The organism is Clostridium sp. YIM B02506 (assembly GCF_022324845.1).
Lineage (GTDB): Bacteria > Bacillota > Clostridia > Clostridiales > Clostridiaceae > Clostridium_T > Clostridium_T intestinale.
Map to the genome: position 1 here is coordinate 127588 of NZ_JAKGTG010000007.1, position 14412 is coordinate 141999.

Annotated in this window: 11 protein-coding genes; 1 reads left to right on the forward strand and 10 read right to left on the reverse strand. The window is 32.7% G+C overall.

Annotation, left to right across the window (positions count from 1 at the left end):
• Window positions 1–10 precede the first annotated feature (10 nt).
• The 10 genes from ilvB to L1S49_RS08105 all read right to left on the reverse strand — a co-directional run bounded on the left by ilvB (window position 11) and on the right by L1S49_RS08105 (window position 13727).
• On the reverse strand, window positions 11–1681 hold the full coding sequence (gene ilvB, locus L1S49_RS08060; protein ID WP_238903443.1) for a biosynthetic-type acetolactate synthase large subunit: 1671 nt from the start codon (window positions 1679–1681) through the stop codon (window positions 11–13).
• 19 nt (window positions 1682–1700) lie between these two features.
• Window positions 1701–3359, reverse strand: coding sequence for a dihydroxy-acid dehydratase (ilvD, locus tag L1S49_RS08065; RefSeq protein ID WP_238903445.1), 1659 nt, complete (start codon window positions 3357–3359; stop codon window positions 1701–1703).
• Between the two features lie 5 nt (window positions 3360–3364).
• Window positions 3365–4447: a 3-isopropylmalate dehydrogenase gene (leuB, locus tag L1S49_RS08070; RefSeq protein WP_238903448.1), complete on the reverse strand. Its 1083-nt coding sequence runs from the start codon at window positions 4445–4447 to the stop codon at window positions 3365–3367.
• Between the two features lie 101 nt (window positions 4448–4548).
• Window positions 4549–6141, reverse strand: a complete 1593-nt coding sequence (cimA, locus tag L1S49_RS08075; protein ID WP_181601593.1) for a citramalate synthase — start codon at window positions 6139–6141, stop codon at window positions 4549–4551.
• A gap of 35 nt (window positions 6142–6176) precedes the next feature.
• Window positions 6177–6692 (reverse strand): acetolactate synthase small subunit, encoded by a 516-nt coding sequence (ilvN, locus tag L1S49_RS08080; protein WP_073021422.1) that lies wholly within the window; start codon window positions 6690–6692, stop codon window positions 6177–6179.
• Between the two features lie 701 nt (window positions 6693–7393).
• The gene (glmM, locus tag L1S49_RS08085) at window positions 7394–8743 is read right to left on the reverse strand and encodes a phosphoglucosamine mutase (protein WP_021800222.1); all 1350 of its coding nucleotides are present in this window, start codon (window positions 8741–8743) and stop codon (window positions 7394–7396) included.
• A gap of 148 nt (window positions 8744–8891) precedes the next feature.
• Window positions 8892–9725: an AIM24 family protein gene (locus L1S49_RS08090; RefSeq protein WP_238903450.1), complete on the reverse strand. Its 834-nt coding sequence runs from the start codon at window positions 9723–9725 to the stop codon at window positions 8892–8894.
• Between the two features lie 10 nt (window positions 9726–9735).
• Window positions 9736–11505 carry a M3 family oligoendopeptidase gene (locus tag L1S49_RS08095; RefSeq protein WP_238903451.1) on the reverse strand — a complete coding sequence of 590 codons (1770 nt, stop codon included), beginning with the start codon at window positions 11503–11505 and terminating at the stop codon, window positions 9736–9738.
• 84 nt (window positions 11506–11589) lie between these two features.
• Window positions 11590–12816, reverse strand: coding sequence for an ABC transporter permease subunit (locus L1S49_RS08100; RefSeq protein WP_238903452.1), 1227 nt, complete (start codon window positions 12814–12816; stop codon window positions 11590–11592).
• Entirely contained in the window at window positions 12816–13727 is a 912-nt protein-coding gene (locus L1S49_RS08105; protein WP_238903453.1) for an ABC transporter ATP-binding protein, read from the reverse strand. Before L1S49_RS08105 ends, L1S49_RS08100 begins: the two co-directional genes overlap by 1 nt.
• Window positions 13728–14041: 314 nt before the next feature.
• Between L1S49_RS08105 and L1S49_RS08110 the strand changes: the two genes are divergently transcribed.
• Window positions 14042–14401 carry a YmaF family protein gene (locus tag L1S49_RS08110; RefSeq protein ID WP_238903478.1) on the forward strand — a complete coding sequence of 120 codons (360 nt, stop codon included), beginning with the start codon at window positions 14042–14044 and terminating at the stop codon, window positions 14399–14401.
• Window positions 14402–14412: the final 11 nt, after the last annotated feature.

A 14412-nucleotide genomic window follows, 5' to 3' on the forward strand; every position in this document is an offset into this window, starting at 1 on the left:
CCCTTATTATTTATACATCTTCTTCATATATGATTTGATTTATAAGTGCTCCTGGCGCAACCATTGGGAACACCTTTTTATCCTCATGCACCCTATAGTCAATAACTACTGGCACTGAAGAATTGATGGCTTCTTTTAAAACAGGTTCTAATTCTTCCCTTTTTTCTACTAAGTATCCTTTTCCTCCATAAGCTTCAACAAGCTTAACAAAATTAGTCCCTCTGTTTATACTGGTATGAGAGTATCTTTCTTCATAGAAGAAATTCTGCCACTGTCTTACCATTCCTAGTGCATTATTGTTTACTATTATAGTAATTACTGGCGCTTTTTGAGCGTAGGCAGTTGCAAGCTCATTACAGTTCATTGCAAAACTCCCATCTCCAGCAATATTAATAACTAATTTATCTGGATTTCCAACCTTACTTCCTATAGCTGCCCCAAGTCCAAAACCCATAGTTCCAAGGCCTCCAGAAGTTACAAATCTTTTGGGTTTCATATGTTTATAAAATTGCGACGCCCACATCTGATGCTGACCAACTTCTGTTGTTATTATAGCTTCTCCATTTGTGAGGTCATTTATTTTTTCAAATAAAAACTCTGGAGTCAATTCTTCTTTTTTACTATTTAAATTCTTCACAGAATCCTTATATCCTTTTATTTTTTCTGTCCATTCATTATTATTTTTCTTTTCTACAAGCGGAATAAGTTTTCTTAATGTTTCCCTTACATCTCCTATTACACTAGCATCAACTTTAACATTCTTATTTATCTCTGCTGGGTCTACATCTAGATGAATTATTTTAGCTCCTTCAAGATTAGAATTAGAGCTTATAACTCTATCACTAAATCTTGAACCTATTGCTATTAATAAATCACATTCCCAAGCTCCTAGATTAGAAGCCTTAGTCCCATGCATACCTATCATTCCTGTAAATAATGGATGAGTTACTGGGAATCCTCCCATGCACATTAATGATGTAGCTGTAGGAGAATCTATCTTTTCTGCAAATTCCATCAATTCTTCCGATGCATCTGCTCTGATTATTCCTCCACCTGCATATATAAATGGTTTTGAGGATTGATTTATTAGCTTTGCTACTTCATCTAGAGCCTTATCTGTTATGAACTCAGTTTTTCTCTTAACTTTCACTGGTTCTTGTTTTATATATGCACCCTTTTGTGCACTTATATCTTTAGGAATATCTACAAGCACAGGACCTGGTCTTCCTTCTTGAGCTATTCTAAACGCTTCTCTAATAATATCAGCTAATTCATTAATATCTCTCACCATAAAATTATGCTTTGTAATAGGAAGGGTTATTCCCGTAATGTCAACTTCCTGAAAACTATCCTTACCAAGTAATGGTCTGGTTACATTCCCTGTTATTGCAACCATAGGTATAGAATCCATATAGGCAGTAGCAATTCCTGTTACTAAATTAGTTGCTCCTGGTCCTGATGTTGCCAGACAAACCCCAACCTTCCCTGTACTTCTTGCATATCCATCTGCAGCGTGAGACGCACCTTGTTCATGGCAAGTCAACACGTGTCTTATATCATCCCTGTATTTATATAAAGCATCGTATATATTTAATACTGCTCCTCCAGGATAACCAAATATAGTATCTACTCCCTGCTCTATTAGACATTGTATTAGTATCTCTGAACCATTTAATAACATTTAGCCCCCTCCTTATAAATTATTTAAATACAGCTCCTTTGCTGGCAGAACTTACAAGTTTGGCGTATCTTCCAAGATATCCATCTGTCACTTTAGGTGGTGGGCATATCCACCTGCTTCTTCTCTCAGCTAATTCCTCTTCTGTAACATTAACCTCTAATTTACCTTCTTGTATATTTATAGAGATTATATCTCCTTCTTGAACTAAAGCTATTATTCCACCTTCAGCTGCTTCTGGAGATACGTGACCTATTGCTGCTCCTCTAGTAGCACCTGAGAATCTTCCATCTGTAATAAGTGCTACAGAAGAATCTAATCCCATACCTGCTATTGCTGAAGTTGGAGATAACATTTCTCTCATACCTGGACCGCCTTTAGGGCCTTCATATCTTATTATAATTACATCCCCACTTTTAATTTTCCCTCTCCATATAGCTGCTATTGCATCTTCTTCAGAGTCAAATACTCTAGCTGGTCCTTCATGAACCATCATCTCTGGAAGTACAGCTGACTTTTTAACAACAGCTCCTTCTAAAGCAAGATTTCCTTTTAACACCTGAATTCCACCAGTTTGGCTATATGGTTTATCAATAGGTTTAACAACATCATAATCTCTAACTACTACATTTTTAATATTTTCCCCAACTGTTTTAGTAGTAGCAGTGATTCCATCTAAATACAATAGATCCTTTTTGGATAATTCATTCATAACTGCTTGTATTCCACCTGCAAAATATAAATCTTCTATATGATTATCTCCTGCTGGTGCAAGCTTACATAGATTAGGTGTTTTAGAACTTATCTCATTTATCATATCTAAATTAAGCTCTAATTTAGCCTCGTTAGCTATAGCTGTTAAATGAAGTACTGAATTAGTTGAACAGCCTAGTGCCATATCTACAGTTAATGCATTTCTTAAAGTTTTATCTGTAACTATATCTCTTGGTTTTATATCTTTTTTAACTAAGTCAAGTATTGCCATTCCAGCATTTTTAGCTAATCTTATTCTATCTGAATAAACTGCTGGAATTGTTCCATTTCCAGGAAGACCCAATCCTAGAACTTCAGTTAAACAATTCATAGAGTTAGCTGTAAACATACCTGAACATGAACCACATGTAGGACACGCACTTGACTCCATATCACATAAGTCTTCTTCACTCATCTTGTTTGCATTATAAGCTCCAACTGCTTCAAACATAGTAGAAAGAGAAACTGCTTTTCCCTTAAACTTTCCTGCAAGCATTGGCCCACCTGATATAATAACTGATGGGATATTTAATCTAAGTGCTGCCATTATCATACCTGGAACTATCTTATCGCAGTTAGGTACTAAAACTAATCCATCAAATTGATGAGCTCTTGCCATACATTCTATTGAATCAGCTATAAGTTCTCTGGTGCATAATGAATATCTCATCCCTTCATGCCCCATAGCTATACCATCACATACTCCTATAGTTGGAAATACTACTGGGGTACCTCCTGCAAGCAATACTCCACTTTTAGCACCATTCACTATTTTATCTAAGTTAACATGACCTGGAATAATATCATTTTGTGAACTTACTATTCCTATCATTGGTCTTTTCATTTCCTCATCTGAAAATCCTGCTGCTCTTAAAAGTGATCTATGAGGAGCCTTATCAGCTCCAAGTTTTATCTTATCGCTTCTCATATTAATTACTTCCCTTCTTTTATATAATTAACTACAAGTTCCCCCATTTCCTTAGTACCTATAAGTTTCATCCCTTCACTCATTATATCTCCAGTTCTATAACCTTCTTCTAAAACCTTCTCTACAGCTTTTTCTATAAGTTCAGCTTCCTCTACTAAACCAAAAGTAAACTTTAGCATCATAGCTGAAGAAAGAATTGTTGCTAATGGATTTGCAACTCCTTTTCCTGCTATATCAGGAGCTGAACCATGAATAGGTTCATACATACCAAAAGAGTTTTCCCCTAAACTAGCTGATGGTAACATTCCTATTGAGCCTGTAATCATTGACGCTTCATCTGATAATATATCTCCAAATATATTGGAAGTTAAAATAACATCAAAACCTCTTGGATTTCTAACTAATTGCATTGAGGCATTATCCACATACATATGTTCCAAAGTTACTTCTGGATAGTCCTTATGAACTTCCTCAACTACTCTTCTCCATAATCTTGAACTTTCTAATATGTTAGCCTTATCTACAGAAGTCACCTTCTTGTTTCTTTTCATAGCAGTTTCAAAAGCTATTTTTGCTATTCTCTTTACTTCAGAAGTTGAATACTTTTCAGTATCTGTTGCTATTTCCTCTTCTCCTTCTTTCCATAAAGCTCTTTCTCCAAAATAAATTCCTCCTGTAAGTTCTCTAATAACGCAGATGTCTATTCCATCTCCTATTATTGAGTCTTTAAGTGGAGAGGCATCTCTTAAGGATGAATAAAGCACTGCTGGTCTTAAGTTACAATAAAGATTTAATCCTCCTCTTAGTCCAAGTAAAGCTTGCTCTGGTCTTATTTTAGCTGTTGGATCATCCCATTTAGGACCTCCTACTGCGCCTAAAAGTACTGCATCACTATTCTTACACACTTCTAAAGTTTCCTCTGGAAGAGGTGTTCCTTTTTCATCAATAGCAATACCACCTGCTAATACATACTCATAGTTGAACTTATGAGAGTATTTACCACCTACTACATTTAAAACTTTCACTGTTTCTTCAATAACTTCTGGTCCTATTCCATCTCCTGGTATAACCGCAACTTTATATTCCATAATTAGCCCCCTAATATTTAAAAATATTTTTTATTTATTTAACTAAATTATTTATAATTTTTCCATAAACTCTAGGAATGATTCCCCTCAGCATCACTCCCTTAAAAATACATCCTTACTTTTCTTTCAATATCTTTTATTAACTTATATTCAATAGAATCTACAAGAGCTATCCAGCTTGCTTCAATAATATCTTTAGACACCCCAACAGTAGTCCAATGTTCTAGCCCATCAGTAGATTCAATTAATACTCTAACAGATGCTTCTGTAGCTGACCCTGCATCTAAAACCCTAACCTTATAATCTATAAGCCTAACATCCTTAAGCTGTGGATAGAAAATTTCTAAGGCTTTTCTTAAGGCTTTATCTAATGCATTAACTGGCCCATCGCCTTCTGCTACAGTCATTTCTTGTTTTCCTTCAACATTTATATTAATTAATGCAGTAGATGTAAAATCTCCTTTTAAAGATGGATGTTCTCCAATTACTTTAAAATTATTAAGTTTGAAGAAAGGCTTGTACTTTCCTATAACTTTTCTTATAACCAATTCTACAGTTCCTTCTGCTCCTTCAAATTGATATCCTTGATGTTCAAGTTCCTTAAGCTTATCTATAATAGTTTGTACTTCCTTACTGTCTTTAGACATATTAGGAAATATCTTTTGAACCTCTTTAAGAATTGTACTTTTTCCACTAACCTCAGAAACTAAAAATCTTCTCGAATTTCCTACAGCTTCTGGATTTATGTGTTCATAAGACTTAGACATCTTAATTACTGCATCTATATGCATTCCACCTTTATGAGCAAAAGCTGAGTTTCCTACATAAGGTGCATAGTCTTTAAGTGTAATATTGGATATTTCTGAAATTATTAGTGCTGCAGTTTTAAGCTTATTAAGTGCCCCGTCCTCTAAAACCTTCATCCCCATTTTTAGTTCTAAAGTTGGTATTATAGCACTTAGATTTGCATTACCGCATCTTTCACCTATTCCTATAAATGTGCCTTGTATATGATTTGCCCCAGCACTTGCACTCATTATAGAATTAGCTACTGCCATTCCCATATCATCATGACAGTGTATTCCAATACTTCCTCCAACAAGCTCTCTAACTTCTAAAGTTATCTTTTCAACCTCTGTTGGAAGGGTTCCTCCATTAGTATCACAAAGTACTATTACATCTGCCCCAGCTTCCTTTGCAACCTTTAAGGTTTCTAGTGAATATTGCTTATTGCTTTTATATCCGTCGAAAAAATGCTCCCCATCAAATATTACTTCTTTTCCATTCTTTTTTAAGAATTCTATAGACTCTTTTATAAGTTTTAGATTTTCTTCTAAACTTGTCTTTAATATATCTATAACATGAAAATCTGAACTTTTCCCAAATATAGTTACAGTTTCCGTATTAGCTTCTAAAAGATCTTTTAGATTTTTATCTTCCTCAACTTTAACCCCTAACCTTCTAGTACTACCAAAAGCTACTATCTTGGTGTTTTTAAGATTAAGTTCATTAACTCTCTTAAAAAACTCCATATCCTTAGGATTTGAACCTGGATTTCCAGCTTCAACATAATGTACTCCTAAATCATCTAATGCTTTAGCTATTTTTAACTTATCCTCTACTGAAAATGAAATTCCTTGCCCCTGTGCCCCATCTCTCAGGGTTGAATCTAGAATAAATACTTCATTGCTCATTGCTAAATCACTCCTAATAACAAACTTTCCCCAAATTAAGTTTCAAAATATTCAGAATGAGAGCTTATATCTTTTTCTCCTCTTTCTAGTGCTGTAAGACCAGTTCTAACTATTTCTTTTATACCATAGTCATCCATTAGTTTAATAAGTGCTGCTACTTTACTTTCATCCCCAGTTAGTTCAATAGTTAAAGTCTCCATGGAAATGTCTATAACCTTACATCTAAAAATCTTAACTATCTCATTTATAGCTGCTCTTTGATTAACATCTGCATTTACCTTTATGAGAACCAATTCTCTATAAACAGAAGAATCTGGATCTAATTCTATAACTTTTTTTACATCTTCAAGCTTAGCTAATTGATTTTTAACTTGCTCTACGATATCACTGTCCCCATTCATAGTTATAGTCATTCTAGATAACTCTGGATTTTCGGTTCTTCCTACGGTTAAACTATCAATGTTATATCCTCTTCTAGAAAATAGCCCCGCAACCCTACTAAGTACACCAGAATAATTCTTTACAACTACTGATAAAACATGTTTATCCATAGTAATCCCCCTTTTTTTGTGTAAATAAAACCCACCTTAATGATATAATCATTATAGGTGGGAATATAATCATTCTATATACCGCCTTTAGTATAATATCACTCGGTTCTAACAAACCCTTGCTTTTAACGGGGCTTACCGGAGATCGCTTACTCACTAATTAATGAAATTAGTTTTCTGGACTCTGCTCTGGAGTGATATCTGTCTAGTAAAAGTATCGGTTTTCACCAACCACCGACTCTCTGAAACTTTAAATTCCAAACAAAAGTCTCCTTCTTAGCATTTCTTTTTACTACTAAATATTAACTTAATAAATCCTTATTTTTAATTTATTGTACTCTCTGATATGAATTTAGTCAACACATTCTTTATTCTTTATTTATTTAATAATATTTATTCATTTTTCTTAATAAATTAATATCTAAAATCCACAATTTTCTTACTAATCAGAATAATCTCTTGTGAATTATTTATCTAAAGCTTTAATTTATGTTCGTAAAAACCTCTATTTTTCGTGTCTATTTTTGTCGATTTTCTTTTACTCTTATCGTTTTCTCTGTACTTATCTATTCTATCCTTAACCCCATGAGGTTATGATAATTCTACTTATTATGTTATAATATATATGACTTGATTTCATGTTTCAAGTCCCCCAATGTTAAAAGGCTGAGTTAATTTCTTAACTCAGCCTTTTAACGTTTCTAACTATTAGCTTTTTGCTCTATTAGAGCTCCTAGTTCTTTAGCCATCTTATCTATCTCTTCTTGATTTTCTCCTTCTAGCATAACTCTTACTAGAGGTTCTGTGCCTGAAGGTCTTATTAGAACTCTTCCACATCCATGAAGGGCTTTTTCTATTTTTTCTATTTCATTTTTAATTTCAGTATCTTTTTCATGAATATCTTTTTTATCATTTGGAACCTTAGCATTAATTAATACTTGAGGTAAGTCCTTCATTATCTTAGCTAACTCACTTAAACTTTTTTTGCTTCTTTTTATGGTTGAGGCTATTTGAAGTGCAGTTACTAATCCATCCCCAGTAGTATTATAATCAAGGAAAATTACATGTCCAGATTGTTCTCCACCTAATACATGACCACTCTTAAGCATTTCCTCTAATACATATCTATCTCCAACCTTAGTTATAGAAGTTTTTATCCCTTCTTTTTCGCAAGCAATCATAAGTCCTAAATTACTCATAACCGTTACAACTAAAGTGTCATCTTTTAGTCTTCCAAGTTCTTTAAGATGTTTTGCGCATATAGTCATTATGAAATCTCCATTAACAAGATTTCCTTTTTCATCTACAGCTAAACATCTATCTGCATCTCCGTCAAAAGCGAATCCAACATCACAGCCTTTCCTTACCACATAGTCCATAAGTTCTTCTGTATGAGTTGATCCACAGTTTTCATTTATATTAGTTCCATCTGGAGTATTATTTATAACATAAACATCTGCTCCTAATTCTCTAAAACATTTTACAGCAGCTTCATAAGCAGCTCCATTTGCACAGTCTAACGCTACCTTTAATCCTTTTAAATCTACAGATATTGTATCTTTTGCAAAATCTATATAATGTTCTAAAGCAGCAATTTCATGAATTTTTCTGCCTAGGTTTTCTCCTGTTGGTGATGGTACATCTTCAAAATTATTTTCTATAACTCTTTGAATTTCATCTTCCAATTCATCTGAAAGTTTTAATCCCTTATCATCAAAAAATTTAATTCCATTATATTCAACTGGATTATGGGAAGCAGATATCATTACACCAGCATCAGCCCCATATTTTCTAGTCAAATAGGCAACTGCTGGGGTAGGAATTACATCTAAACATACAGCTTCTGCACCTACCGAAAGTATTCCTGCAACTAATGCAGATTCTAACATATCTCCTGATATTCTAGTATCTTTTGCAACTAATATCTTAGGTTTATGAGTTCCTTCTGTTAATACATAAGCTCCTGCTCTTCCTAAGTTATAAGCTAAAGTTGCTGTAAGCTCAGTATTTGCTATTCCTCTAACACCATCTGTTCCAAACATTCTATCCATAAAAATTTACCTCACTCTTTCATTAAGTAATTCAATCCACTTATTATTATACAAAATAAAAGGGAATCGTCAATGTAAACACTTTTCTTTTTTAAGTTTTTAAGGACTTTAATGAAGTTCTTCGAACTTCTACAGGACAGAGGGGCAACTATACTTCAGTATTGCTATTTCCCTGAGGATTGCTTTGATTTTGAAGTGGCTCCATTGCCAATTTATCATAAACAGATTTAGTGGGAATAAGCCATACTTGCCCAGTGCCTCTATATACGTTCAAAAACCCTTCACCAGATGTTACTGAACCTACTATAGATTTAGCTGCTTTTTCTACTGTAAAATCTATATTTCCGCTTCTAAGCATAACAAAATTACCATCAACCTTAAGTGTATCATCTATCAATGTACACTTAAAGACTTCTTTTTCTGGTACAGGAATCTCTAGTACTATAATTCCACTTCCTGAAAGTTTAGTTTGAAAATATCCTTCATTTCCAAGAGCCATTGAACTTAAACTCTTAACTCTAGAAACCCCTACTTCTACATTACTTTCACACGCAAAAAAAAGTCCATCATCAACTATTATCTCTTCATCTTCAAGCTCTAATAGTGCAAAATGTCCAAAGGAGGGCTCTAAAAACATTTCCCCTGTTCCTTTGTACATTGGCTTAAACATGGTTTCTCCTGTGACCTTACTAGCAAAAAATTTCTTACCAAGGCCTAATACTCCCCCTACATTAGAGTGTATTTCTATATCACCCTTCATATAGCTTAATACACCAGATTCAAGAGTTACTGCACTACTATCTAAAAGTATCCTTACTTGTTTAAGCTTAATCCCAGAATCTTTCATAAACTTAAATTTTATAGCATCTTCTATCCTATTTCCTCCTTCTAGAGCATCATACTCAAGAACTTGAAAAACAGAATCACCTGCCATATCACTAAGCATAGTAAGCTTGTTAGTAATATTTAATGAAGATCTCATAATACACCTCTTAACTTAATTTAATAAATTCCTCAATATCTTCTTCAATAGTTTTAAGGGAAGCTCTCCAAAAATCTACATTTCTTATATCAATGTTCATTACCTTAGTAACATCTGCTAACTTATTTTTTCCTGTAATTGATAAAAGTTCTTCATAAACTTTTGGGAAGTCTTTTCCACTTTTTAGATACTCTGCATAAAGACCTTTTGAGAATAATAATCCAAATGCATAAGGGAAATTATAAAAATTACTGTTTGCATAATAATAATGAGGTTTCCAAGTCCACATATAAGGATGTAAATATTCTGGATCTAATCCATCACCATATGCCTCTCTTTGAGCGTTCACCATAATTTCTTTTATTTCTTTAGCTGATAATGCTCCATTTTTTCTTCTCTCAAACAATTCACTTTCAAATAAAAATCTTGAATATATATCAACAATTACTTGTGTGCAACCACTTATTTCTGTTTCTAATATAGATAGAGCTTCTTCTTTGCTTCCAGCTTTTATACCAGCTTTCATCACTATTGTTTCACAAAAAGTTGAAGCTGTCTCCGCTATAGGCATAGGATAATCTGCATTAAGTACCGCTTCATTTTTAAGACATTCTCCATGAAAACCGTGACCTAATTCATGGGCCATTGTAACAACGTCATTAAAGGAGTTCCCATAATTTAATAAGAATCTGCTTTCTCCTAGAAAATGAAGATTTTCGCAAAAAGCTCCTCCAACCTTACCTTCTTTAGGCATAACATCTATCCAGTTCTTATCAAAAGCCATTTTAGCAAAATTAGCTAAATTATCACTAAATGTTCTAAAATTATCTTCAACAAACTTCTTTCCCTTTTCATAAGAAAACTCCATATCAGCATCTGAAATTGGTGCATAAAGTTCATAGAAAGGAAGTCCGTTTTTATATCCTAATAGTTCTGCTTTTTTTCTTAAATACTTTCTGAAAATAGGTAGAGATTCCTTCATAGCTTCAAGCATAGCATTTAAAGACTCTTCATCCATCCTTGAATTAATTAAAGACATTTCTAAAGGGGATTTATATCCTCTTAAATCACTTATAGTTAGAACTTCCCCCTTAATTGCATTTAAGGCCGCAGCTACCCCATCTTCTATCTTTTTATAAGATTCAATCTCAGCTTCATAAGCTACTTTTCTAACTTCTTTATCTTTATCATGAGCCATGTTTAAAACAACTGTAAGGGGCACTTCCTTCTTTTTACCTTTAATATTCAACTCAACTCTGTGATTTGATATTAAAGAATCTTTAAGCTTTAACCAAGCATTAGAACCTGTATTTTGCATTTTCGCTATAACTTTCTCTTCTTTTTCACTTAAAATGTACTTGTTTAGCTCAACTTTTTCTTTTAAGAAAAATTCATATTCTTTCAGGAAAGGCGATTTTTCTAGAAGCTCATCTATATTAGATATTCCTCCTATCCATTTCTCTATCTTCGCATCTGACTCTGCCATATTACTTACATTTTGATTAAGTATATCTGAAGCCTTTAGAGCCTCAGTGTTTTTAGTATTAACACTTAAAGAAAGCTCTATAAATGATCCTAACTTGAAAAAGAAATTTTTCAAAGAACTTGTTTTGTTTATATATTCATGCAGTTTATCTATTACATTATCATAACTTGTAGTTGTATTATTAACCCATGAGTTATAGTCTTCTATTAATGTATTTGTTTTTTGAAGATCACCTTTAAATTCATTACTTTCAAAAGATGAATATAGCTCTTCTAAACTCCAATTTAAACTCATATTTTATTCCTCCTAAATTTCTATAATTATAATTTTTATTATATCATAATTTTATCCAATTATAGAGGAATAAAACCTTACTTATTATATTAATATATCTCTCTTTGTAAATGTTACGTGAGAAATGATGTAGAAAACAATCGTACTTATCAAAAGTAAACCTATACTAAAACCTATAGTTATATTCGGATTATTATATTGTAATGCAATACGCCCACTTAATATTTGGCTAGCATCACCATAAGTAGTGAATAGGTAATGAGATATCTTCTTCATAGGGGATAATATTTCTGTAAGTATTTGAATAAGTACAGTTATCGATGTTGTTACTGCCATTGATATCATACTAGTTTTAACTAAAGATGATACTAAAAACACAAATGCACAACATGCTATTATAAATAGTGCCTGCATAAAGAATGTTCTTATCGTAAAATTCCAAAGAGGTATTTGTTCACCCGTTCCAGCTATCTGAACTAAAGGATGCACGCCATCCTGAAGCTGACTCATATCAAATTCATATCTAGCACCAAACATAGTTGGCACTCCTGAATATCCGAATCCTCTTAACAATCCAACTAGTAAAAAGGCAACAGTCTCAATAGATAGTATTAAAGTTACACAACTTATTACTACAGCTATAAACTTTGATAATAAAACTTTACCTCTAGATACTGGCTGAATAAGTAAAAACTTCATGGTTGCTGGAGTAAATTCTCCCGATACCATATCACTCATAAATAAAGCTATCCCTACAGCTAAAAATATCATCCCCAAAGCCGACATAACTGTATCCATAAAATTAAAGCCTGTTACATCCCATGAGTTTATTGGTTTTAAATTGTTGTCCTTATAATAGTTAAGTTTGTCTAAATCTGATTGTATGCTTGCTTTATATCTATTTGGAAGGGTTTCATCCTTTAGCTGATCTTTTAAGTCATCTATCTGAATATTTAACTCATCTTTCCAGTTATCTTTAATTGTTCCATTATCTATTTGTTTCTTTAGTGTATCGATAGTAGTTTTATTCTTTTCTATTTGCTCTTTCATTTGCAATTTCCTTGTTTCTAATGAAACATCTGAACTGGAATTTGAATCTAAATTCTTAAGATCTTCTTCCATCCACTTATTGTTTTCCTGTAGTTGACTCACTCTACCTTCTGGGGAATTTATTTGATTCATTCTTTTTTCATTAATATAGCTACCAACAAAAAGCATGGCTACAAAAGCTACAAATAGTATTGATATTACATATGTCTTTCCTCTACTGAATATTTTTTTTAATTCATTCCTTATTAACGTAAATAGCATTATCTTACTCCTCCTTCAACAAGTTCCATATATCTTTGTTCTAACCCTTTATGTCTCTTATAAACCTCTACTATCTCTATATCTTCCTTGACTAATTGTTGTACAAGTTTAGGAGAATATCCTTTGGGCACAGAAACCACAACTTGGCTATCAAATATATTTACACTATTTACAAACTTTAAGTCCTTCATTAGACTCATAGCTTTATCATCTGCTGTTGTAACAACAACTAAAGTTTCTTTTTCTGTTGCCAATCCATCTTCATTTATTTTTTCTACAGACTTTATCTCCCCTCCATTTATAAAAGCTACTCTGTCACATAAGTGTTGTACCTCACTTAATATATGTGAAGAAACAAAAACAGACATACCTCTTTCTTTAGCAGCTTTTTTTACTATTTCTCTAAAATCTAATATTCCTGATGGGTCTAATCCATTGGTAGGTTCATCTAAGATCATAAGTTTAGGATTACCAAGCAAAGCAGCTCCAAGTCCTAATCTTTGTTTCATTCCTAAAGAATATTTCTTAACTTTATCCTCTATTCTAGTTCCCAAACCTATTAGATCTATTATTTCTTCAACGTCTTTTTTAGGTATTTTTCTTATTCTAGCTATCTGCATTAAGTTTTCTCTTCCTGATAAATACCCATATAGCTCTGGATTTTCAACTACAGCTCCTAGGTTAGCTAAAGCCTTCTCTCTTTCTTTTTGTATATCATGTCCTGTTATCATTATATGCCCTTCATTTGGCGCTATAAGACCTACAAGCATTCTTATAGTAGTTGTTTTACCTGCTCCATTTGGTCCTAGAAACCCAAATATCTCTCCTTCTTCTACCTCAAAAGAAATATCTTTTATTATTTCTCTTTTTCCTAATCTTTTTTTAAGATTCTTTACTTCTAAAACTTTCATATTTTCCTCCCTGTATATAAAATCTAATAAAATTAATAGTTCATTAATAATGTTACCCTTAATTTCTTTCAATATAGTTATTAATATCTTAACTTTTTCTTATTTGCTTATTAATAAAAACTTACAGTATCTTTATTAGATATATCTTTCAACATATTGTGACATGATTCATATAATATATTACTTAACAATGGAGGTGCGCCATGATTAATAATACAATTTCCGATTTTATGAATTCTTTAGACGATTTTTCTGATTTACAAGATAGTAATTGTGATTGCAGAAGAAAGAAATGTAAACCTAAGTGCTTTAAAATATGTGAATATGATTGTGATTGTGAAGATAAATGCGAAGATAAATGTGAGAGACAAAGACATGTTCATGAATTTTTGGGAAGTACTAGACTAGCTAACTATGTTGGTGGTGTTCATAACCATCGTTTTGCAGGGGTTACTAGTCAAGCTATTCCTTATGGAAATTCACATGTTCATAAGATTTCTGTTAATACAGACTATTTTTCTGATCACTTTCATGGTATCTGTGTAGTTACCGGTCCAGCTATAGATGTAGGTGGAGGAAAGCATGTACATCTAGTTCAAGGATTTACAACTGTATCAGAATGCCATAAGCATAGTTTTATATTTACTACTCTAATAGAAAACCCTATACAATAAAAATTTAAAAG

Excerpts from the sequence above, each read along its gene's own strand:
- cimA (WP_181601593.1), bottom strand. The coding sequence starts at position 6,141 with ATGAGCAATGAAGTATTTATTCTAGATTCAACCCTGAGAGATGGGGCA.
- L1S49_RS08105 (WP_238903453.1), bottom strand. The coding sequence starts at position 13,727 with ATGAAAGTTTTAGAAGTAAAGAATCTTAAAAAAAGATTAGGAAAAAGA.
- ilvN (WP_073021422.1), bottom strand. The coding sequence starts at position 6,692 with ATGGATAAACATGTTTTATCAGTAGTTGTAAAGAATTATTCTGGTGTA.
- L1S49_RS08100 (WP_238903452.1), bottom strand. The coding sequence starts at position 12,816 with ATGCTATTTACGTTAATAAGGAATGAATTAAAAAAAATATTCAGTAGA.
- ilvB (WP_238903443.1), bottom strand. The coding sequence starts at position 1,681 with ATGTTATTAAATGGTTCAGAGATACTAATACAATGTCTAATAGAGCAG.
- ilvD (WP_238903445.1), bottom strand. The coding sequence starts at position 3,359 with ATGAGAAGCGATAAGATAAAACTTGGAGCTGATAAGGCTCCTCATAGA.
- L1S49_RS08090 (WP_238903450.1), bottom strand. The coding sequence starts at position 9,725 with ATGAGATCTTCATTAAATATTACTAACAAGCTTACTATGCTTAGTGAT.
- L1S49_RS08095 (WP_238903451.1), bottom strand. The coding sequence starts at position 11,505 with ATGAGTTTAAATTGGAGTTTAGAAGAGCTATATTCATCTTTTGAAAGT.
- leuB (WP_238903448.1), bottom strand. The coding sequence starts at position 4,447 with ATGGAATATAAAGTTGCGGTTATACCAGGAGATGGAATAGGACCAGAA.
- glmM (WP_021800222.1), bottom strand. The coding sequence starts at position 8,743 with ATGGATAGAATGTTTGGAACAGATGGTGTTAGAGGAATAGCAAATACT.